Annotated in this window: 21 protein-coding genes; 18 read left to right on the forward strand and 3 right to left on the reverse strand. The window is 47.4% G+C overall.

Translation table 11 applies throughout. From position 1 onward, the window contains the following. The first annotated feature begins 21 nt into the window (after positions 1-21). From MKY41_RS18740 to MKY41_RS18800, 13 genes are all read left to right on the forward strand, one after another. Entirely contained in the window at positions 22-1,194 is a 1,173-nt protein-coding gene (locus tag MKY41_RS18740; RefSeq protein WP_340746518.1) for an acyl-CoA dehydrogenase family protein, read from the forward strand. Further along, a complete protein-coding gene (locus MKY41_RS18745; protein WP_340746519.1) occupies positions 1,191-2,345 on the forward strand; it encodes an acyl-CoA dehydrogenase family protein in 1,155 nt (384 codons plus the stop codon). The genes MKY41_RS18740 and MKY41_RS18745 overlap by 4 nt, the downstream gene beginning before the upstream one ends. Before the next feature lie 16 nt (positions 2,346-2,361). Beyond that, positions 2,362-3,924, forward strand: coding sequence for an AMP-binding protein (locus MKY41_RS18750; protein WP_340746520.1), 1,563 nt, complete (start codon positions 2,362-2,364; stop codon positions 3,922-3,924). A 24-nt stretch (positions 3,925-3,948) separates the two neighbouring features. Beyond that, positions 3,949-5,484 carry an acyl-CoA synthetase gene (locus MKY41_RS18755; RefSeq protein ID WP_340746521.1) on the forward strand — a complete coding sequence of 512 codons (1,536 nt, stop codon included), beginning with the start codon at positions 3,949-3,951 and terminating at the stop codon, positions 5,482-5,484. A 10-nt stretch (positions 5,485-5,494) separates the two neighbouring features. After that, a complete protein-coding gene (locus tag MKY41_RS18760; RefSeq protein WP_340746837.1) occupies positions 5,495-5,962 on the forward strand; it encodes a MaoC/PaaZ C-terminal domain-containing protein in 468 nt (155 codons plus the stop codon). A 2-nt stretch (positions 5,963-5,964) separates the two neighbouring features. Continuing rightward, on the forward strand, positions 5,965-6,741 hold the full coding sequence (locus MKY41_RS18765) for an enoyl-CoA hydratase/isomerase family protein (protein ID WP_340746522.1): 777 nt from the start codon (positions 5,965-5,967) through the stop codon (positions 6,739-6,741). A 30-nt stretch (positions 6,742-6,771) separates the two neighbouring features. Beyond that, complete coding sequence (locus MKY41_RS18770) at positions 6,772-8,331, forward strand: class I adenylate-forming enzyme family protein (RefSeq protein WP_340746523.1); 1,560 nt, start codon at positions 6,772-6,774, stop codon at positions 8,329-8,331. 210 nt (positions 8,332-8,541) lie between these two features. Beyond that, positions 8,542-8,922 carry a hypothetical protein gene (locus MKY41_RS18775; protein WP_340746524.1) on the forward strand — a complete coding sequence of 127 codons (381 nt, stop codon included), beginning with the start codon at positions 8,542-8,544 and terminating at the stop codon, positions 8,920-8,922. Between the two features lie 42 nt (positions 8,923-8,964). Next, complete coding sequence (locus MKY41_RS18780; protein WP_340746525.1) at positions 8,965-10,431, forward strand: sodium:solute symporter family transporter; 1,467 nt, start codon at positions 8,965-8,967, stop codon at positions 10,429-10,431. A gap of 20 nt (positions 10,432-10,451) precedes the next feature. Beyond that, positions 10,452-12,008, forward strand: coding sequence for a class I adenylate-forming enzyme family protein (locus MKY41_RS18785; RefSeq protein WP_340746526.1), 1,557 nt, complete (start codon positions 10,452-10,454; stop codon positions 12,006-12,008). Positions 12,009-12,218: 210 nt separating this feature from the next. Next, a complete protein-coding gene (locus MKY41_RS18790) occupies positions 12,219-13,745 on the forward strand; it encodes a coproporphyrinogen III oxidase (RefSeq protein WP_340746527.1) in 1,527 nt (508 codons plus the stop codon). Between the two features lie 191 nt (positions 13,746-13,936). After that, positions 13,937-14,716: an enoyl-CoA hydratase gene (locus MKY41_RS18795; RefSeq protein WP_340746528.1), complete on the forward strand. Its 780-nt coding sequence runs from the start codon at positions 13,937-13,939 to the stop codon at positions 14,714-14,716. A gap of 139 nt (positions 14,717-14,855) precedes the next feature. Further along, positions 14,856-15,668 (forward strand): STAS domain-containing protein, encoded by an 813-nt coding sequence (locus MKY41_RS18800; RefSeq protein WP_340746529.1) that lies wholly within the window; start codon positions 14,856-14,858, stop codon positions 15,666-15,668. 36 nt (positions 15,669-15,704) lie between these two features. Here the strand turns inward: MKY41_RS18800 and mgsA are convergent, their stop codons facing one another. The 3 genes from mgsA to MKY41_RS18815 all read right to left on the reverse strand — a co-directional run bounded on the left by mgsA (position 15,705) and on the right by MKY41_RS18815 (position 17,175). Beyond that, a complete protein-coding gene (gene mgsA / locus MKY41_RS18805; RefSeq protein ID WP_340746530.1) occupies positions 15,705-16,139 on the reverse strand; it encodes a methylglyoxal synthase in 435 nt (144 codons plus the stop codon). Between the two features lie 64 nt (positions 16,140-16,203). Further along, entirely contained in the window at positions 16,204-16,389 is a 186-nt protein-coding gene (locus MKY41_RS18810; protein ID WP_340746531.1) for a YhzD family protein, read from the reverse strand. Between the two features lie 558 nt (positions 16,390-16,947). Next, a complete protein-coding gene (locus MKY41_RS18815; RefSeq protein WP_340746532.1) occupies positions 16,948-17,175 on the reverse strand; it encodes a hypothetical protein in 228 nt (75 codons plus the stop codon). Between the two features lie 173 nt (positions 17,176-17,348). Between MKY41_RS18815 and MKY41_RS18820 the strand changes: the two genes are divergently transcribed. The 5 genes from MKY41_RS18820 to MKY41_RS18840 all read left to right on the forward strand — a co-directional run bounded on the left by MKY41_RS18820 (position 17,349) and on the right by MKY41_RS18840 (position 21,410). Next, positions 17,349-17,546: a helix-turn-helix transcriptional regulator gene (locus MKY41_RS18820; RefSeq protein ID WP_041076091.1), complete on the forward strand. Its 198-nt coding sequence runs from the start codon at positions 17,349-17,351 to the stop codon at positions 17,544-17,546. Positions 17,547-17,548: 2 nt separating this feature from the next. After that, a complete protein-coding gene (locus tag MKY41_RS18825) occupies positions 17,549-17,860 on the forward strand; it encodes a hypothetical protein (protein ID WP_340746533.1) in 312 nt (103 codons plus the stop codon). A gap of 66 nt (positions 17,861-17,926) precedes the next feature. After that, complete coding sequence (locus MKY41_RS18830) at positions 17,927-18,826, forward strand: ABC transporter ATP-binding protein (RefSeq protein ID WP_041071119.1); 900 nt, start codon at positions 17,927-17,929, stop codon at positions 18,824-18,826. Then, complete coding sequence (locus tag MKY41_RS18835; RefSeq protein ID WP_041071116.1) at positions 18,819-20,078, forward strand: ABC transporter permease; 1,260 nt, start codon at positions 18,819-18,821, stop codon at positions 20,076-20,078. The genes MKY41_RS18830 and MKY41_RS18835 overlap by 8 nt, the downstream gene beginning before the upstream one ends. A 108-nt stretch (positions 20,079-20,186) precedes the next feature. After that, complete coding sequence (locus MKY41_RS18840) at positions 20,187-21,410, forward strand: metallophosphoesterase family protein (protein WP_340746534.1); 1,224 nt, start codon at positions 20,187-20,189, stop codon at positions 21,408-21,410. The last annotated feature ends 7 nt before the right edge of the window (positions 21,411-21,417 follow it).

Raw genomic sequence — 21,417 nt, forward strand, 5'->3', positions numbered from 1 at the left:
TTGAGAAATGGAGGTGTGCATATGACCTATGCACCTTATTTTACGGAAGAGCATGAGCTGTTACGTAAAACGATCCGTAAATTTGTAGAAAAAGAGGTAGCTCCCTTTGTGGAAGAGTGGGAAGAGGCGGGTGTGTTTCCGCGGGAGATGGTAAAAAGGATGGGCGAATTGGGGTTCCTTGGACTGCGTTATCCCGAAGAGGTAGGTGGCCAAGGCGGCGATTATTTCACAGGCATCGTATTTGCGGAGGAACTTGCCAAATGTGGATGCGGAGGCTTTCCGATGGGGATTGCCGTTCAAACGGATATGGCGACTCCGCCAATCGCGGAATTCGGCACAACCGATCAAAAAGAACGGTTTCTGAAGCCTGCCATCAAAGGGGATAAAATTGCTGCCATCGGAATCACTGAGCCGAATCATGGGTCGGACGTCGCGTCAATCGAGACACGGGCACGCAGGGAAGGCAATGAATGGGTCATCAATGGATCGAAAACGTTCATCACGAATGGAACACGTGCGGACTTCGTCACGCTTGTCACACGGACATCGGACGCACCGGGCTATAAAGGGATCAGCCTATTTTTAGTGGAACTGGATAGTCCGGGCGTGACCATCAGCAGGAAGCTGGACAAAGTCGGGATGCGCTCCTCGGATACTGCAGAGTTGATCTTCGACAATGTCAGGGTGCCCCATGCCAACCTGCTCGGGGAGGAAGGAATGGGTTTCTCCTATATTATGTGGGAACTTCAAGGGGAGCGGATGATTTCGGCGGCCGGTTCGATCGGAATGGCGGAATACGCTTATGATCTGGCCTATGACTATGCAAAAACGAGAAAGCAATTTAACCAGACAATTGCTAATTTCCAAGTGATTGCCCATTTGCTTGCTGAGATGAAAACAGAAATCGAAGTGTGCAAAGAGTTGACCTATGCGACTGCGTATCGTTTTTCGAATGGGGAAGTGCCGAGTAAGGAGATTTCCATTACGAAACTTGCGGCAGCCCAGATGGCGCATTGGGTGGCAGACCGCGCATTGCAGATTTTTGGCGGGAACGGCTATATGACAGAATACCCGATCCAGCGCATTTGGCGTGATACAAGGCTCCACCGTATCGGAGCGGGAGCGGATGAGGTAATGAAAGAAATCATTTCAAAACAAATGGACCTGGAGCGGATAAAGGAGGCAGTCAGATGAGCCATTGGATTTTCACAGAGGAGCATGAGCAGTTCCGCCAGTCGGTCAGAAAGTTCGTGGAAAAGGAAATGATCCCGCATATCGAAAAGTGGGAGAAGGATGGGGGCGTCCCCCGCAAACTGTTTGAAAGAATGGGAGACTTGGGCTATTTAGGAATCAAGTTTCCGGAAAAATACGGCGGGGCGGAATCCGATCTCATGATGGAAGCTGTTTTCACGGAAGAGCTTACAAAATGCGGGTCGGGGGGAGCGGCCGCCGCCATTGGTGCACATACTGGCATCGCGATGACGACGATTTGGCGTTTTGGAAATGAACAGCAAAAAGTAAAATACTTGAAGCCCGGCATTGAAGGGAAAAAGATTGCGGCACTTGGAATTACCGAACCTGATGCGGGCAGTGATGTCTCATCGATTACAACCCGGGCTGTCGACAAAGGTGAGTATTACTTGCTGAATGGATCGAAGGCATTCATCACGAATGGAGTGTACGCGGATTATGTGATTGTCGCGGCGAAGACGGATGACAGTCCGGGACATCGAAACACGAGTCTTTTCATTGTGGAAAGTGATTGGGAAGGTTTTTCGGTTGGAAAGAAACTCGACAAGTTGGGTTGGCGTGCCTCGGATACGGGAGAACTATATTTTGAGAACGTGAGAGTGCCAAAAGAGAACCTTATTGGAAAGCTGAACGAAGGATTCAAATATATTATGATCAATTTCCAATGGGAGCGGTTGACATTGGCCCTCAACAGTATTGCACTAGCCGAAAAGGCTTTGGAAGATACGGTCCGGTACGGCAAGGAGCGCATCCAATTTGGGGGGCCGCTCACCCAATTCCAGGTGCTCCGCCATAAGATGGTGGACATGGCCGTCGACATCGAAAAGGCGAGACATATTACATATCGGGCAATTTATCGATATGACAAAGGAGATGATGTGTCAACAGAAGCGACGATGGCGAAAGCGTATGCGACCGAGATGGTCAACCGGGTATGTGATCAGGCTCTTCAAATCCACGGTGGAAATGGCTATATGATGGAGTTTCCAGTCCAGCGATATTGGCGGGATGCCCGTCTTCTATCAATTGGAGGCGGAACCACACAAATCATGAATGAAATTTTAACGAAGAAACTTCAAATCACTTCAACTTAATGAAACGGGGGAATTGATGATGATCGAAGAAATTTCAGTTGTTAACCGTGTCGCAATCGGCGATATCATTCGGAGGTCCGCGAGTCGTTTTGAAGAGAAGACGGCCATTGTGGAGGATGACAAAAGACTGTCGTATCGGGAGCTAGAGCAAGCTTGCAACCGCTTTGCAAACTATTTGATCAGTCAAGGATATAAAAAAGGGGATGCCGTAGCGACTGTATGCGGAAACTCCATCGAACACGCCATCGCCATGTTCGGTATCCAGAAGGCCGGGTTGATTTGGGTTCCGGTGAATCCGGGCGTATCCAGTGCTGAAAAAAAATACATTTTAGACAAAGTGGAAGCGAAGCTGGTTGTGCTGGATCAGGCATTTTTGCAGATGGATCGCTCCCCATACGGGACACTTCCTGTCTTAGTTACGAATCATGCACAGGGGTCTGAAAAATCCTTTGCAGACGCCCTTATCGGACAATCCGATGAGGAGTCGGAAGTCGACATCCAGGATCGGGATGTGGCACAAATCATGTTCACCAGTGGGACGACCGGTAATCCGAAAGGGGTTCGCATTAGCCACCTAGCCGTTTACTTTTCAGGTTTCAGCAATATTATCGAACTCGGATTGAAGGAAAGCGATGTCCCGTTGGCAGTCATGCCTATGTTCCATTGTGCCCAACATGCATTTCTCGCTTCATTTTTTGCAGTCGGATCCAAGGTCGTCGTAATGAAGAAATTTGAACCGGATCATTTCATGGGGTGGATTGAAAAGGAGAAGGGGACATTTATGTTCGCATTGCCGATGATGTACCGAGCAATCATCCATCACCCGAATCGGCGCAACTATGATTTGAAATCACTGAAAACTTGCTTATATGCGATGGCACCGATGGACCAGAACACCTTAAGGAAAGGGATCGAAGAATTGGAGGCGGACTTCCTGCTAGGTACCGGGCAAACGGAAATGTATCCGGGTACGATGTTTTTCAAGCCGGAAGAGCAGCTGAAAAGATTCGGTTCTTATTGGGGAACGACCGCAATTCTGAACGATACGGCGGTGATGGATGGAGAAGGGAACATTTTGGCGAAGGGGCAAATTGGTGAAATCGTGCATCGCGGTCCGAATGTCATGACCGGCTATTTGGATAATGAAGAGGCGACAAAGGAAACACGGCTATTCGGCTGGCACCATACCGGGGATCTTGGCTACTGGGATGAAGACGGCCAGCTGGTGTTTGTAGATCGTAAAAAGGATATGATCAAAACCGGCGGGGAAAACGTCGCCTCCATTAAAATTGAACAGACGCTATTGAACATGGACGAAGTGGAAAACGCAGTGGTGATCGGTTTGCCGCATGAGAAATGGATTGAAGCCGTGACAGCTTTTGTCCGTTGTAAAGAGGGAAAATCCTTATCCGAAGAGGACATTATCGCTTATTGTAAACAGCATCTGGGGGGGTTCCAAGTTCCGAAGAAAGTCGTATTTGTTGAGGAGTTCCCAATGACAACGACGGGGAAAATCCAGAAACAGCAGCTACGGAAGGCATATACAGACTTGTATACGGAATCGAATGTTGTCCAGTAAAAAATGAAAAAGGGGCGTCCGATTATGATAAAGGGAATCGGTTCATGGCTTTTGCAGCATAGTGATCGAAATGCGGATAAGGTTGCGCTCGTCTACAAAGACAGACGATTCACGTACTCGGAATTGAATGACCGTGTCAATCGATTGGCAAACGCATTCGTCCAGCTAGGCGTGGAAAAAGGGGATCGGGTGAACGCACTTCTTTTGAATCGGAATGAATTAATGGAAGCGATGTTTGCCTGCGCGAAAATCGGTGCAATCCTCGTCCCGATAAACTTCCGCTTAAGCGTGGATGAAGTCGAATATATTGTCAACGATTCAGGCGGCATCTTGTTTCTGTACGATGAAAGGCTCAAAGCGATAGCGGAAGGACTGAGGAAAAGAGTCCCGGCTGTCCGTTCTTATATCCGGGTAGGCGATGAGCAGGCGGGAACGGATGTCCATTACGAACAACTTCTTGGGCAGGCGTCCAATGAAGAGCCGGAATATGAAATCGGGCTGGATGACGCCCATATGATGATGTATACATCCGGGACGACGGGAAGACCAAAAGGTGCCCTCCTGACACATGGAAACACCCAATGGAATGCGATTAATGTCATCCATGAATTCCCGATTGATCAAGAAACGATCACGCTGACAGTGGCTCCCCTATTCCATATCGGGGGAATGAATATTTTCACGACACCGACATTGTACAGGGGCGGAACTGTCGTGCTGGAAGACAGGTTCAATCCCCAGGGAACGCTCGACATCATCGAAAAGGAAAAAATTACAGCCCTATTCCTTGTGCCGGCGATGTGGCTTGCCATTATGCAATTCCCTCGGATAGATGAGTATGACATCAGATCATTGACCCTAAATATATCCGGTGGAGCGCCGTGTCCTATCACGGTCATCGAGTTTTTCCAGAAACGGAATGTTCCATTTTTCGAAGGATTTGGTTTAACCGAAACAGCGCCGGTTGTAGCAGTACTGGATAGCAAAAATAGTTTGCGGAAAAACGGTTCCGTCGGAAAACCTCCAATTCATACCGAAATAAAAATTGTCGATCCTAACGAAAAGGAGGTGCCGATCGGGGAAGTCGGGGAGCTAATCGTCAAAGGACCGAATATCTTCGTGAAATATTGGAACAAACCCGAAGAGACGGAGAGAGCGATCAAGAATGGATGGTTTTTCACCGGGGATCTGGCGAAACAAGATGAGGAAGGATTCCTCTATATCGTCGACCGCATGAAAGATATGATCATCACGGGAGGCGAGAACGTTTATCCGATAGAGGTCGAACAAGTGTTATTCCGGCATCCCAACATTAAGGAAGTCGCAGTCTTAGGATATCCAGATGAAAAATGGGGAGAGTCCGTGAAAGCGGTGATCGCCTTGAAGGACGCTGCCGAGCCTATCAGTCTGATATGTATCCGAGAGTTTTGTGAAGGGAAGCTTGCCTCCTTTAAAATTCCGAAGCAAATTGAATTGGTAGATGAACTGCCAAGAAACGCAACCGGAAAGGTATTGAAGACTGTCTTGCGTTCTAAGGAGACGGAAAATTCCATCATTTGAGGGGTTGATGATTATGTTTGATAAAAAATTTGATCGCTTTGAAATCGGAGAAACATGGCGCTCCAGAGGGCGCACGATCACGGAAGCGGATATCGTCATGTTTTCCGCTTTCAGTGGCGATTGGTACCCACTTCACACAGATAAGGAATACGCGGAAAATAATACGCCGTTCAAGCAACGGATTGCTCACGGGATGCTTGTATTGTCGGCCGCAACCGGTCTCCAAGTGATGGAGCCGGAAATCATCGTCGCTTTTTACGGAATCGAGAATCTCCGGTTCATTCATCCAACGTTTATTAATGATACCATTCACGTCGAGTTGGAAGTGACGGATTTACAGGACAAAAGGAATGGGACGGGGGTTGTGACCGCGACTCAAAAGATTGTAAAACAAACAGGGGAAACTGTGACGACGGGCGTCTTGAAAGTTTTGATTAATAAAGAGGGGGTGGCGTTGCAAGAAAGGGGGTCGGCATAAGAATGACAGATCCGGTCCTATATGAAAAAGTTTCAAATAAAGCTTACATTACTCTGAATCGGCCTGAAGCGATGAACGCGATGACTCCGGAAGGCTTTCGTCAACTCGCGGAAGCCTTCAAAGAAGCCGGGAAAGACGAAGACGTCCGAGTGGTTATTTTAACCGGCACTGGAGAGAAGGCGTTTTGTGCCGGCGCCGATTTAAAGGAGACGATTCCCGCCATCGCAGAAGGGCAATTGGACCCGAATGTCTTGGATGATGTTGTTTTGAAATATAACCCACTATGGAAGCCGATTATTGCGGCAGTCAATGGTCATTGTTTGGCGGGGGGCATGGAAATCCTGCAAGCGACGGATATCCGGATTGCAGCGGAGCATGCGACTTTCGGTTTGCCCGAACCGAAATGGTCGATCATGGCGGCGGCCGGTTCCTTGGTGAGACTCGTCCGGCAAATCCCTTATTGCAGGGCGATGGAAATTTTGCTGACAGGGGAGTCTATTACAGCAAAGGAAGCGCTTGATATCGGATTGATCAATAAAATCGTTCCGGCGAGCCGGCTATTGGAAGAAGCGGATGATTATGCGGAGAAAATATGCCGAAATGGTCCGATTGCCGTACAAGCGACAAAAGAAGCGGTTGTACGTTTGCAAAGTTTGCCGATGGAGCTGGCGTTCCACGAAGAATGGAAATATGCAAATAAAGCATTTATAAGCACGGATGCACGAGAAGGATTGAAAGCGTTTGCGGAAAAACGGGCACCTCAATTTGTTGGTCGGTAAACGAAGGAGAAAAAGCAAGGGGGTCAACAGATGGGAACAATAAACGATATATTGCAAAAAGCGGTACACACTTGTCCTGATAACATATTTCTCTGTGAAGATTCAAAGAGCCTTACCTATCAGCAATTGGATGAAGTAACAGATCGTTTGGCTTCGGCGTTTTTAGAAGAAGGCTTACAAAGAGGAGATCATCTTGGAATCCTTGCCTTAAATCAAATGGAGTGGCTCATTACGTATTTTGCCGCAACAAAGATTGGCGTTGGGACCGTTGCGCTCAGTGCTCGTTATAGAGATTCCGAATTGGAGTATATGCTCAATCATTCTGAAGTGAAGGCAATTGTATCAATCGACAAAGTTCCGGGCTTTGACTTTTCGGAATTCTTCAGTGGATTTCAATCAAAAATCCCATCCGTTGGAAAGTATATTTTCATTGGGGAGGGGTTTGAAGGCAGTTTATCTTTTTCGGATCTAATCAAACGGAGTGTGGATGAGACAACGCTAAATAAACATAAAGCGGAAGTTAGCCCGGAAGATCTGGCCATTATGATTTATACATCGGGAACAACAGGGAAACCGAAGGGCACGATGATCACCCATCGAAGCATATTAGCTTCAGCAGATGCACAGGTCAAGCATTTTCAAATTGGAGAAAAAGATACAACCATTCAAAGTCTCCCTCTCAATCACGTTGGTGGTATTACATGCCAGGTAACTGTGACCTTAATTAGTAAAGGAAAAGCTGTATTAATTCCAGAGTTCCGTCCTGAAAAGGTATTAACAGCTATTCAGCAGCACAAGGCTACACTTTTTGGCGGAGTTCCCACGATGTATCTAATGCTATTTTCCCATAAATACTTTGCAGCATATGATTTGAGTTCAATACGAATTAGTTTTATAGGCGGTTCGAATGTTGAACCTGCGTTATGCCATGAAATAACGAAGTCGATGCCGAACACGAAGTTGGTAAGCTTATACGGACTAAGCGAAAGCTCGGGAGCTTGTATCTTATCAAAGCCAAGCGATTCGATTGAAAAAGTTCAAACAACCATTGGTGTACCTATTGGGGACTTCATTGGCAAGGTCGTTGATGGAAATCGACAAGAAGTCGAACCAGGTAAAATGGGCGAGCTCGCCTTGAAAGGGGATTGTCTGGCTAAGGGGTATTATCGGGATGAAAAAAATACAAGAGAGACCTTTTCAGAAGACGGATGGCTGTACACAGGTGATCTTGTAACTATGGATGAAGAAGGATATATCAGTTTCAAAGGTAGGAAAAAAGAGATTTACATTCAAGGTGGGTTCAATATCCTGCCCGCAGAAATTGAGAATGTATTAACCATGCATCCCGATGTTCAAATAGCGGCAGGCATCGGTGTTCCGGATCCATTCTATGGAGAGGTCGGCCGTTATTATATCGTTCTTGCTGCAGGGAAGGAACTGGCGGAGGCGGAGTTGATAGCGTATTGCCAAGAGCGTCTCGCTGATTATAAAGTACCGAAGCAGTTTGTATTTGTCGATGATTTACCGATGACACCTGCCGGAAAAATACAAAAGTCCAAACTGAAAGAACTGTACGCACAACCGCATTAAATGAATAGATATGTTGCAACGGTAGCTGCTAATTGGGAAGGAACGGGTGTCCCGAAGGTTCCCGAGATGAAACAGCCTTTAGTGAGCTTAATGGGGCGGTTACTGTTGTAAACATCAAGTATTGTTGAAAGGCATTGCAACAACCATTTTTTACGGCACAGCACTTACAGCAGAAATCACTTGCAATCTAAAAGCGAGGAGAGGTTAGCTATGTCATATTCCGATAAGCTCATCTATTCATTGTTATTTTTTGTGAGTCTGTCACTTATTGGAATGCTTACAGCTTCGTGGAGACTTATCCTTTATTCTTATTTATTTGTAATCGGGCTTGCTATTTTGACTGGCATCTTGAAAAGTGTAAAAGAAAATCCCCGTAAAATCTGGATTCCTATAACTGTTTCTATCGCTTATTTCATGCTATATGGTTGGCTGGATATTATGACCATCGACTCCCCGACTGGTGGAAGTTCGTTTATATTCGGGCTTACGCCCAGCCTGGCATTGTATGTGCTTTGTATTTGGCCGTTGGCTAATCTGATTTGCTTATTATATGCATGGACTTTTACCAATGAAAAATCGATTACAGATTAATATTTTAGTAGGATAAATCTTTCACATTAAGGGGTGGAAACAGTGAGTGGTATCATTATTTCGATTGTGATCGTATACTTATTGATCTGTATTTTGATTGGTATATGGGCTACTGGAAAGACGAAAACGACAAGTGATTTTTTAATTGCGGGTAAAAATCTGGGCATGTTTGTGATGGCCGTCGCCGCTTTTTCCTCGATTCAAAGCGGCTTTGGGATGCTGGGAGGAACAGGACTTACCTTTTCAGGTGGGATGGGGTTCGTTGCGGGTGTTGGCATTGCCGCTCCTTTAGGATTTGCATTGACTTGGTTTTTAGTTGGGAAACGAATGTGGAAAGTGGGCGAACTTGGAGAAGTTTACACATTAGGTGATGTCGTCGAAAAAAGATACAACAGTAAAGCGGTACGGGGTTGGCTGGGAGTAGCAATTACCCTAGGCGTTATCGGTTATCTGGGAACGCAAGTGCAAGCGATGGGAATCATCATGCATACGGTATTTGGCGTCTCTCCCAAAGTCGGAGCCATCATCGGGCTTGCCATCCTGGGATTCTACTGTGTAGGCGGGGGCATTATTGCGGGAGTATATACGGATTTATTTCAAGGAGTCATTATGGTCGGTGTTTCCGTTATCATCTTCTTTATGGCGCTTCATATTGGAGGCGGGGTTCAAACGATCACTGAAACACTACACAATGCTGATCCGCTGTTGGCATCACCATTTGGAACATATTCCATTCTCTCAATTGCATGCTGGGTTTTCCTATTCAGTTTGGGAGCTGCGGGACAACCGCATTTTATTACCAAATTTTTGATGATCAAAAACCAGAAAGAATTGAAGTGGGGAGCATTCACAGCCGGATTTGCTTATACACTCAGCACTTTATTAGTCATAGGGATTGGGTTAACCGCGAGGTCGTTGTATGTGAAAGGCAATTTTCCGGAACTCGCTTCTCCCGATGAAGCACTCACTGTTTTTATTACCGAATTCACTTCGCCTGTCATTGGTGGATTGGTTATCGCTGGATTGCTTGCGGCCATCATGTCCACTGGTTCCAGTTTTGTAACGTTAGGGGCATCTGGTTTGACGAGGGATATCCCACGAGCTTTTGGCATTAAGATTAAAAATGAGCTGTTCTGGAATCGAATGGCTGTTTTAGGTTTGTTAGTTATTTCCACTTTATTTTCATTTTATATGGATACATTGGTCGCGTTACTGGGGGTATTTGGTTGGGGGACGTTTGCATCGGCAGTATTTCCGGCTGTTGTCCTCGGGCTTGTCTGGGAAAAGGCCACTAAATATGGCGCAATTTCAAGTATCATAATTGGGCTGGTATTGAATTTTGCATTGGAGCTTAGTGGGAAATATGGCCTTGTCATACTCCCGCCAGGCGTCATTGTGGGTGCCGTCGCGTTCGCATTTTCGATTATAACTTTTATTGCCGTGTCATTGATCACTCAAAAATCGACCGTTGAGTTGGACGAAAAAATGCTCGATGCCATGGAGGGCTAATCGGAAAGGAGTGTTATGGAATGAATGTCGGTTACTTAGTGAGCAGAGTCGAAAAACATATCCAAACAATTGATCCAGAGAAGATTGCTTTAAAAATGGAATCCGAGGCATTTTGGACATATGGAGAATTGAATCAAATGACGAATCGTTACGCGCATTCCCTTCGCCGAATGGGAATTGAAAAAGGAGACAGGGTCGGTATTCTTTTGTTTAACTGCCTCGACTATTTTGCTCTCTATTTTGCTTGTGCAAAGCTGGGGGCGATCGCGGTCAGAATAAACTTCAGATTATCAAGTGAAGAATTCGAGTACATCCTGAATGATTCCGGGACTAAAATCCTCTGTTTTCATTCGAGTCTCACTGAAAAAATCGAACCGATCAAAAAGTCCATACAAGTGAAAAGATTCGTTTGTTTGGAGGAGGAAGGATACCCAGTTCCCGAATGGGCAAGTCGTTGGAGCAAGCTTGAACAAGGGGATGCAACGGAAATAATGGGCGTGGATATTCGTCAATCAGACCCCGTCATGTTGATGTATACATCAGGAACTACAGGGAGGCCGAAAGGAGCACTTTGGTCGCATGAGAATACCTTGTGGTTTGCCAATATGCAAATACTCAAATGGGGAATAGATAGGGAAACCGTCGGAATGACCACAGGTCCGCTTTATCATGTAGGCGCAATGGAAGACTTGGTTCTCTCCGTTCTCACAATGGGCGGAACAGTCGTCATCACGAACAGCGGAGGATTTGACATCAATAGAGCATTAGCAGTAATTAAAAAAGAACAGGTGACCGATGTTCTATTTTTTCCATTTATGATTTATGACATGCTGAACATTCCTCGGCATGCCATGCTTCAATTACCGACATTAAAAAGGATTTTCTCGGGAGGAGATCCCGTCATCCCTTGGGCCATCGAACGGCTTCATGAAATATTTCCGCAAATTGGATTCGTTCAAGTGTATGGTCTGACAGAAGGGACGCCGGTTGCCGCGTCCTTGGATCCGGAAGATGCGCAATCCAAGGGACATTCGGTCGGGAAGGCGATGCCCTTCACGGAATTGAAAGTTGTCGATGAGAAGGGGACTCCATTGAAAAGTGGAGAAACGGGCGAAGTATGTATCAAGAGTCCCGCTGTATCCATGGGATATTGGGGGAAGTCGGAAGAGACAGCCAGTACATTCATCAACGGCTGGTGCCATACGGGGGATTTAGGGAGCTTGGATGAGGATGGCTATTTAACAATCTCAGGCCGAAAAAAAGATATGATTCGAAGCGGCGGCGAGAATATTTATGCAGTGGAAGTCGAAGATGCGCTCATTCGTCATCCGGCTATTCGTGATGTGGCCGTAATCGGAATTCCCGATCCCAAATATATTGAAGCCGTATGTGCGGTCATTGTATTGAAGTCAGGCGAGAATGCGACGGAACAGGAAATTTTAGAATATGTTACAGATAAGATTGCACGTTATAAGAAGCCGCGGGAAATCGTTTTTGTAGAGGACCTTCCTAGAACGCCATCAGGAAAAATTCAAAAGTACAAACTAAGAGAACAATTTAGTATGACGCATTTGTGATCATCATACCGATGTTGATAGTAAATCGATGGACAGAGGGGATTACGAAATGGTTAACTTGCGACGTGTGGCAGGGTTTCAATTTTAAGTTTTCTCCACAACAGCGACAACAATCCCTAATTATGTTAATGCGAATCCATCGGCACAAACCGGTCCCGCACCGGTTTTTTTCTATTGCTTTTCCTGATACAATGGACGTTCATCGGAATCATGAAAGAAAGTTGGTACAATACCTTGCAGAAAATCATTTTAACCGAGACGTTTCCACATGATTGGATCCGGATGTTCACGCATTTGGCCAATCTGTTTTTTGAACAGTCTTCCATTATAAAGGAAGAAGATGATGATGCAATTCAAGTCGGATTCACTTTGGATTTGCAAAATGGGATATATGAAGGGAAAGCGGCTCTTTCTTGGAAAGGCGGGCAGTATGGCTCCGCTTTCTCGGAGAAGGCGGAGGAGGGGAATGAAAAGACGAAAACGCGGCAACTGAAACGGATTTATTCCCATCTCTTTCTGGAAGTTTTGGAACAGGCGACTGGCATGCAGCAAGCTTGGGGCATCCTGACCGGGATTCGACCGACAAAGCTTTATCATAAATACCGCAGGCAAGGCATGTCGTCCGAAGAAGCCCAGCAGATGTTACAGGATCGGCATCGTATTTCTCAGGAAAAGAGTGAACTTCTTGCCATCATTGCCGATGTCCAATTAAGAGCCATTCCCGATTTATATGAGTTAAAAAACGGTGTGAGCATTTATATTGGCATTCCTTTCTGTCCGACAAAATGCGCCTATTGCACGTTTCCCGCCTATGCGATTCGCCGGAAAAATGGCAGGGTTGATAGTTTCCTCGATGCTTTGCACGAAGAGATCCGAGAGATGGGGAAATGGCTGACAGCACACGATATGGAAATCACGACCATCTATTTCGGAGGCGGGACACCGACGAGCATCGAAGCCGATGAAATGGATGCCCTGTATGAGACGATGTACGATTCATTCCCGAATATGGATAAAGTCCGGGAGATCACCGTCGAAGCGGGGCGTCCGGATACGATCACGCCTGAAAAGATTGAGGTACTCAAAAAGTGGGGCATCGACCGGATCAGCGTCAATCCACAATCCTATACGGATGAGACATTGAAGGCGATTGGACGTCACCATACCGTTCAGGAGACGATTGATAAGTTTTGGCTATCGCGCAACATGGGGATGAGGAACATCAACATGGATCTAATCATTGGCTTGCCGAATGAAGGGGTCGAGGAATTCCGCCATTCGCTGGACGAGACGGAGAAGATGCAGCCCGAATCGTTGACGATCCATACGCTGTCATTCAAGCGGGCTTCGGAAATGACACGCAACAAGGAGAAATATAAAGTGGCGGGCCGGGAGACGGTGGAAGAAATGATGCGCATGGGCGAGCAATGGACCGCCGAAAATGGTTATGTCCCGTATTATTTGTACCGCCAGAAAAACATCTTAGGCAACTTGGAAAATGTCGGTTATTCAAAGCCGAGCGAAGAGAGCCTGTATAATATCATTATCATGGAAGAAGTCCAGACGATCATCGGCATCGGCTGCGGAGCTTCCAGCAAGTTCATCGATCGGGAGACCGGGAAGATCACCCAGTTCTATAATCCGAAAGATCCGGCGGCATACAGTCTGGCATTCGAGGATGCCATTGAGAAAAAGTTGGCCTTCTTGGATGCAGTTTTTCCTGAAGGAGTGAAATAGGGTCTGTAAAGTAGCAAATTGAAACAGGCATCGGAAAGGAGGATCAACTTTCTGATGCCTGTTTTTTTGCAGTATTTTCTGGCTTTTAGGAGTGCTCCTTTTATTTGAATGAAGGATTTTACTACTCGGTATCGAAAGAGTTATAGAACAGAATATTGAATGATTATTCATTCATTAAAGGGGTGGTTTACGTGTATCAAAAAATCGGGTTGGAGAAGAACGGAAGGCTGGCTTATTTGACATTGAATCGGCCGGATCATATGAACGCGTTGGATCAGGTGATGATGAAGGAATTGGCTGAGGCATTGGAGTCGTTGAAGAACGATATGACTATCCAAGTGGTCGTAATCTCCGGAGCCGGACGGGCGTTCTCGGCGGGCGGGGATATTCAGGTGATGCTGAATTCCGAAGGTATTGACATGGGGGATGTCATGAATGATTTATCCCGTTTGGCAAAAGCCCTCTATACATTACCTCAAATTACGATTGCCGCGGTTAGTGGAGCAGCGGCCGGGTTAGGGTTCAGCTTAGTTTTGGGTTGTGATCGGATCATAGCGGAGGAATCCTGTAAACTGGCGATGAATTTCATCGGGATCGGATTGGTGCCGGACGGAGCGGGGCATTTCTTCTTGAAGGAACGGCTCGGTGTCACCAAAGCGAAGCATCTGATCTGGTCAGGGGAATTGCTGGATGCCCAAACTGCCTTGGAAAAAGGGCTGGTCGATGAAGTTGTGTCAGCAGGTCAAGCGAGAAAGGCGGCCGATAAAACTGCACATCAATTCCTAGCGATGCCAATCCGGGCTATGATCGCTTCAAAGAATATTCTACATTCGCAAAAGGTCGATGAGCTCCAACGCGTCTTGGAGATGGAAAGTGAGAAGCAGATGGAAATGAGGCAGACGGAGGAGCATCAGGAGGGGATTCGTGCATTCCTTGAAAAGCGGCAACCAAATTTTTCAAAAGGCAAATGATTGGAAATTTGACGAAATCCCCCGTATTCTATCGGAAAGACTAATTTTATAAAGGAACTTCATCCCATTCCATAGGTTTTAAGAACTGTGGGGATGGGTAATAAAGTTGAGGGGCTAATTTGTAAAAGGGGGATTTTCGATGGGAACTGCTTGTGTTGATTCAAATTTCAAGTCATTTCTTCAGGAACATAAACAGGAATTCGAGAATGTGTTGCAGGATGAAGCGAGCAATGTCCGGGATCGTATCAAACATATACTGGAAGTTGGGAATATCGATCTGATCAATAATGCCCATCTGCTTGTCTTGTATGTGATTGATGGACAAGATGAGGAGCTTCAATTGTTTGCCAAGCAAGAGGGGATTGCTTGGGCTACCCATTCGATTCCGTTGGCCTTTAAGCTGGAGTGGGTGCAGGCGATTCGAAGGACACTCTGGTGCTTTATCGAACGGTATTCGGAGTCTAACGAGATGTGTAATTTTTTTGTGTCTGAAAAACAAATCAATAATGGCATCGATCAGTTTTTGAATTCGTTTTTCATCAATTATTCGATGTATAAAGAGGAACTGCTCTTAGCGCAGCGGAAGCTTGTGGAGACATTGTCCGTTCCAATCATTCCGATTACACCGAGCATCTGCATTCTTCCTTTGATCGGGACGGTCGACTCATTCCGGACCGTAATCCTGGAAGAGAAAGTGTTGACGGAAATCAGCCGGCTCCATATCCAAACATTGATCATCGATTTATCGGGGATTGTGGATATGGAAGATGATGTGGTCGACCGTTTGATGCGGATCATTTCGGGAATTTCTCTCATGGGATGCCGCCCGGTCCTCACCGGCTTACGAGGCGATCTTGTCCGGAGGATCGTCGGTCTTGGTGTCACATTCAACGGGCAAACACAAACATTGGGCACCTTACAGCAAGCGCTCGACCAATACTTGAATAGTTAATATGATTCAGCAAGAGTCATTCGAAATGAAAAGAACTCACTCCGTCTCGGACGAAGTGGGTTCTTTTGTTTTGTATTTATCGACCATGTCCCGCCAGGCAAAATAGCCTTCTTCCACAGCGCGTATTAATAATTCGGCAGTGGCCAAATTGGTCGCAAGTGGAATGCCGTATACATCGCATAGACGCAGCAGCGCACTCACATCCGGCTCATGCGGCTGAGCCGTCAGCGGATCGCGGAAAAAGAGGATTAGATCCAGTTCTCCCGTTGCCACCAGGGCACCGATTTGCTGATCGCCGCCGAGTGGGCCGGAACGAAGCCGGTGGATAGGGAGGCCCGTCTCATCGACGATTCGCTTTCCTGTCGTACCGGTTGCATACAATGTATGTTGTGAAAAAATATGTTGATAAGCAATGACGAAATTGACCATCTCATCTTTCTTTTGATCATGGGCGATTAACGCGATCTCCACTTGTCATCCCTCCGGAATAATAATTGCCTACCAAGAGCTGTCTGAAATCCGGCTGTCGTTCGTTTCAGGAATGGAATAATAATAATTTGCCGGCAGGGGATGCTAAGCGATGTGTTGCCTCTTCCAGATTTTTCTCCTCCAGCAGGGCATGTCCCTTTTCTTTTGCTTCGTCATCGGTCGCCGCTGTAAAAGATTCCTCCGCAATCAGTTTCCCCGTTTGCTCGTAAGCTGTCAGTTTATAAGTTCTCACAAAACTCACCCCTTTTAGTATGTGCTTTCATTATACTATTAAAACCGGAAAGTGAATAGCGATTCATGAAAGGTAAGCGAAAATTCATTCATTTGGACGCGCGGAGTATGACAGTTCGGGGACTTGCCCTGATAGTTTGTTTCGGGCTGTGACAGTTTCCGGTTGGGCCCTTACAGTAGGGGCAATTGCCATGACAGTCTGGAGTTTTGTCCTGAGAGTTTTCCGGGGCCATGACAGTTTCCGTCCGAGCCCTTACAGTTCGACCGATTGCCATGACAGTCTGGAGTTTTGCCATGACGGTTTTCTCGGGCTCTGACAGTTTCCGGCTGGGCCCTTACAGTTCGGCCGATTGCCGTGACAGTTGGAATTTTGCCCTGAAAGTTTTCCGGGGCCATGACAGTTTCCGGTTGGGCCCTTACAGTAAGGGCAATTGCCATGACAGTCTGGAGTTTTGCCCTGAGAGTTTTCCGGGGCCATGACAGTTTCCGTCCGAGCCCTAACAGTTCGACCGATTGCCGTGACAGTCTGGAGTTTTGCCATGACAGTTTTCTCGGGCCCTTACAGTTTCCGACCAGGCCCTAACAGTTCGACCGATTGCCGTGACAGTCTGGAGTTTTGCCCTGACAGTTTTCTCGGGCCATGACAGTTTCCGTCCGAGCCCTTACAGTTCGACCGATTGCCATGACAGTCTGGAGTTTTGCCCTGAAAGTTTTCCGGGGCCATGACAGTTTCCGTCCGAGCCCTTACAGTTCGACCGATTGCCGTGACAATCAAGAGTTTTGCCATGACAGTTTCCCATCCATGCTATTCCCCCCAACATTATATCCTAAATTCCTTTATTCCCTTAAAAAAATTTCCATCTCCTTAAACTAAAATAGTAAAGGAGACTTGACATTCCCTTCAAAAGTAAAGTATCCTTTACGTAAAGCGACCTTTACTTTTGGAGGGGGATGATCAAACTGGATAATTTAATCAAAGAGAAGCGGGTGGAGAGAGGGTGGACGCAAGACGAACTTGCCGAAAAAGTGGATGTGTCGAGACAGACGGTCATTTCCTTGGAGAAAGGAAGATACAATCCTTCGTTGCTGCTCGCGTTCAAGATTGCGAAATTATTTGAGTGTTCCATAGAAGATATATTCATTCCCGAGGAGGAGTAAGTATGCATGAAAGTTTTGATTTGGGGTCATTTCTGGTAGGTTTGCCGCTGGGGATATTGATAGCCTCCATCATCCTTTTTATTAGTTGGCGAAAAGGGAAGAAGGAAAGACGTTTCGATGAGAGGTATACGCGGATCCATGAGCAAGCGCGCTCCTTTTCATGGCGGGTGACAACGGTGACCATCCTCTTTGGTTGGGGAATTATTATTCTCGTAGAAGGCCCACGGTTGGCATTTTTCCTGATGACCGGGATATGGGTTGCCCATATGTTGTCCTATGCGATTGGAGCTGCAATTGCCAGTAGTAAAAATTGATTGACTGAAACTTCAACCTCATGAACACGTATAGACTACTAGACAGTTATGAAAAGGGGCGACACAATGGCTTTACAACTCCAAAATGTGACGAAGCGATTCGGGGATTTCACTGCGGTACGTGACTTGTCCTTGACAGTGGAACAGGGCACCATGTATGGATTCCTTGGGGCGAACGGTGCTGGGAAGACGACGACATTCCGGATGATCCTCGGTTTATTGAACCCGAATGAAGGCCGGATTACATGGAATAATGGCCGGATCAGCTATGCAACAAGCGCGGAAATCGGTTATTTGCCAGAGGAGCGCGGCTTGTATCCGAAGATGAAAGTGGAAGATCAGTTGTTGTTTTTGGCGCAATTGCGCGGCATGTCCAAAGCTGCTGCCAAAACGGAGATGCACAAATGGCTGGAGCGGATGGAAATCAGCCATTACACGAAAAAAAGAGTGGAAGAGTTATCGAAAGGGAACCAACAGAAAATCCAGGTAATCGCTTCGCTCATCCATCAACCGAAATTATTGATACTCGACGAACCGTTTTCAGGTCTTGACCCCGTGAATGTGGAAATGTTGAAAAATGCCATCCTCGACTTCCGCAATCAAGGCGCGACCATCTTGTTTTCGAGCCACCGGATGGACCATGTCGAGGAGCTTTGCGAACAATTGAGCATCATCCATCGTGGCAATCAAATCGTCAGCGGCACGCTGCGTGATGTGAAACGTTCCTTCGGTAAACAAAATGTGCGCATCAAATCGGATCATGATTTATCTGCATTGGATGCCGTCCCGGGCGTCACGTCAGTCCATAAATCGATTGAAGGGGCAGTCTACCAGGTGGAAACGGAGGCGGTCGCGGAGAAGCTGTTGTCAACTGCACTCCAGTCCGGTCCGGTCCGTCATTTTGCCATCGAGGAACCGTCGCTGCAGGATATTTTCATTGAAAAGGTGGGGAAAGAGCATGCGTGAATTCTGGATCATCTTCAAGCAGGCATTTGTGACGAAGGCGAAGACGAAATCGTTCATCATCACGACAGCCGTCATGATCGCCGCCATCTTCCTAGTCGCGAACTTGTCCAAAATCATCGATACCGTACAAGACGTGACCGGGGATGAATCGCAAGAAGCCCTTCAAGTGATCGATACGAGCGGCATGCTTGTTGACCCATTGAATGAGCAACTGAGCGAGAACATGTCCGGACTCGCAGTGGAGCAATCCGCTGCGACAGAAGAGGAACTCCTTGCACAAGTGAAAGATGGAGAAATCGAATCGTTTTTGACGCTTGACGTGGATGGCTCCCACACTATCCAAGCGAAATATACGACGATGAGTGCGCTTGACTTCAGTTTGCCGCGGACGATCCAAGATGCCTTGCAGTCCATCCAGACCGAAATGAAGGCGGAAGAGCTGTCGCTGACAGGCGAACAAGTGCAATTACTGTTTGCCCCGATCGAGTTTGAGCAGCAGAATATCTCCCCTTCCGCCAAATCGGAGGAAGAGATTGACCAAGCGCGCGTCCTCGTCTACGTCCTGATGTTCGTCATCTACTTCGCTGTCATCCTGTATTCCAGCATGATTGCGACCGAGGTGGCAACGGAGAAGTCATCGCGTGTCATGGAGATTCTCATTTCCAGTGTCTCCCCTGTCAAGCATATGTTTGCCAAAGTGCTCGGCATCGGATCACTCGGGCTGCTGCAAATCGTTTTCTACGGAGTTGCCGGTTTCATTGCGATGAAAACATCCTCAACGGGCGAACCGGGAGGGATATCCGAATTCTTCAGCCTATCGTCGATCCATACGGGCACCCTTGTCTATGCTATCGTCTTCTTCCTGCTGGGTTATTTCCTGTATGCTACGCTGGCCGCCCTCCTCGGGTCTTTGGTCAGTCGGACGGAAGATGTCCAGCAAGTCATCACGCCGATGACGATGCTCATTGTCGTCGCGTTTGTCATTGCGGCGACCGGCTTGGGGAATCCGGAAATGGGCTATTTGAAATATGCCTCCTTCTTCCCGTTCTTCGCGCCGCTCGTCATGTTTTTGCGGGTCGGCATGCTGGAGCTGCCATTATGGGAGCCCCTCCTGTCGATTGCCATCATGCTCATCACGATTTTCTTCTTAGGTTGGTTCGGGGCTCGCGTCTATCGGGGCGGCGTCCTCATGTACGGCCCATCCCGTTCCTTGAAGGATATCAAAAAAGCGATTCAACTGGGGAAAGAATAAGTAGCTGGGCTGTCCGCTGATGGGCAGCCCTTTCAATTTATGGCTACCACACTTCCGATAATATGGTAGAATTAAGAACAGATATTCGTTGTCGGAGGAGGGGTTGGATTGTCGGAAATTCGTTTTATCCACACGGCGGATCTGCACTTGGATAGTCCGTTTAAAGGGCTTTCCGGTTTGCCTGCAGAGCATTTGCGGACGGTGCGGGCTTCCACTTTTTCCGCGTTCACAAATTTGATCCGTCATGCGGTCGAGTCGAAGCCTGATTTTCTCCTCATTGTCGGGGATGTGTACGACGGGGAAGATCGGAGTTTGCGTGCCCAGCTGAAATTCCAGGAAGGCATGTCGGAACTGGAGACGGCAGGCATTCCGGTCTTCATTTGCCACGGCAATCATGACCATCTGGGCGGGAGATGGACACGGTTCGAGTTGCCGCCGAATGTGCATGTACTCGGCGGGGATGTGCAATCGGTGCCTCTGCGGATCGACGGCCAAGATATCGTCATCCATGGATTCAGCTATCCGGAGCGGCATGTTCGGGAGCCGGTCATCGAGCATTACCCGGTTGCGGGTGGAGATTTGGAAACGATCCATATCGGAATGCTGCATGGCAGTTTGGCCGGGGATGAGACGCATGCAGTGTATGCCCCTTTCACGAAAGAGGCCTTGTTATCGAAAGGATATGATTACTGGGCGTTGGGCCATATCCATTTGAGGCAGCGATTGCATGATGCCCCTCCGATCGTCTATCCGGGCAATTTGCAAGGTCGGCATCGCAAAGAGTCAGGAATGAAAGGCTTTTATGAAGTGACGTTGTCGAAGGCGGGCGCTTCTTCACTTGAATTCATCCCGGCCTCCGCCCTCGTCTTCGATCGTTTGCAGGTGTCCTGTGCCGGCCTCCGCCACGCGAACGAATGGTTTTCCGCATGCCGGGAAGCGATTGAAGGGTATCAAGCGGAATTCGGAGCTTGTTTGCTGGAGCTGGAAATGGTCGATCTCGATGCCGGGAGCATGGATTTATTTCAGGAATCGCCTGAAGAAGTATGGCTGGAGACTTTGCGTGAATGGCTGGAAGAGAGCGAGATATTCATATGGGTACAGCAGTTGACGTTCGATTGGAAACCGGAGCGAACCGCCGCGAACTGGAATTTGGTCCAAGCGGTGCAAGAGCGGATGGACCAATGGCCGGAAGCGGAATGGAAGCGGTTATTGAAGGACGTATATCAGCACCGCGGCAGTAAGTATTTGGATGTCCTGGCGGCTGACAGCATTCAGGACATCCGGGCGGGCGCAGCATCGCTGTTGGTCAAAGAAATGACGGAAGCGGATTGAGGTGGAG

This window comes from Sporosarcina sp. FSL W7-1349 (assembly GCF_038003045.1).
GTDB lineage: Bacteria > Bacillota > Bacilli > Bacillales_A > Planococcaceae > Sporosarcina.

Excerpts from the sequence above, each read along its gene's own strand:
- MKY41_RS18740 (WP_340746518.1), top strand. The coding sequence starts at position 22 with ATGACCTATGCACCTTATTTTACGGAAGAGCATGAGCTGTTACGTAAA.
- MKY41_RS18745 (WP_340746519.1), top strand. The coding sequence starts at position 1,191 with ATGAGCCATTGGATTTTCACAGAGGAGCATGAGCAGTTCCGCCAGTCG.
- MKY41_RS18750 (WP_340746520.1), top strand. The coding sequence starts at position 2,362 with ATGATGATCGAAGAAATTTCAGTTGTTAACCGTGTCGCAATCGGCGAT.
- MKY41_RS18755 (WP_340746521.1), top strand. The coding sequence starts at position 3,949 with ATGATAAAGGGAATCGGTTCATGGCTTTTGCAGCATAGTGATCGAAAT.
- MKY41_RS18765 (WP_340746522.1), top strand. The coding sequence starts at position 5,965 with ATGACAGATCCGGTCCTATATGAAAAAGTTTCAAATAAAGCTTACATT.
- MKY41_RS18770 (WP_340746523.1), top strand. The coding sequence starts at position 6,772 with ATGGGAACAATAAACGATATATTGCAAAAAGCGGTACACACTTGTCCT.
- MKY41_RS18775 (WP_340746524.1), top strand. The coding sequence starts at position 8,542 with ATGTCATATTCCGATAAGCTCATCTATTCATTGTTATTTTTTGTGAGT.
- MKY41_RS18785 (WP_340746526.1), top strand. The coding sequence starts at position 10,452 with ATGAATGTCGGTTACTTAGTGAGCAGAGTCGAAAAACATATCCAAACA.
- MKY41_RS18790 (WP_340746527.1), top strand. The coding sequence starts at position 12,219 with ATGAAAGAAAGTTGGTACAATACCTTGCAGAAAATCATTTTAACCGAG.
- MKY41_RS18800 (WP_340746529.1), top strand. The coding sequence starts at position 14,856 with ATGGGAACTGCTTGTGTTGATTCAAATTTCAAGTCATTTCTTCAGGAA.
- MKY41_RS18815 (WP_340746532.1), bottom strand. The coding sequence starts at position 17,175 with ATGGCAAAACTCTTGATTGTCACGGCAATCGGTCGAACTGTAAGGGCT.
- MKY41_RS18825 (WP_340746533.1), top strand. The coding sequence starts at position 17,549 with ATGCATGAAAGTTTTGATTTGGGGTCATTTCTGGTAGGTTTGCCGCTG.
- MKY41_RS18830 (WP_041071119.1), top strand. The coding sequence starts at position 17,927 with ATGGCTTTACAACTCCAAAATGTGACGAAGCGATTCGGGGATTTCACT.
- MKY41_RS18835 (WP_041071116.1), top strand. The coding sequence starts at position 18,819 with ATGCGTGAATTCTGGATCATCTTCAAGCAGGCATTTGTGACGAAGGCG.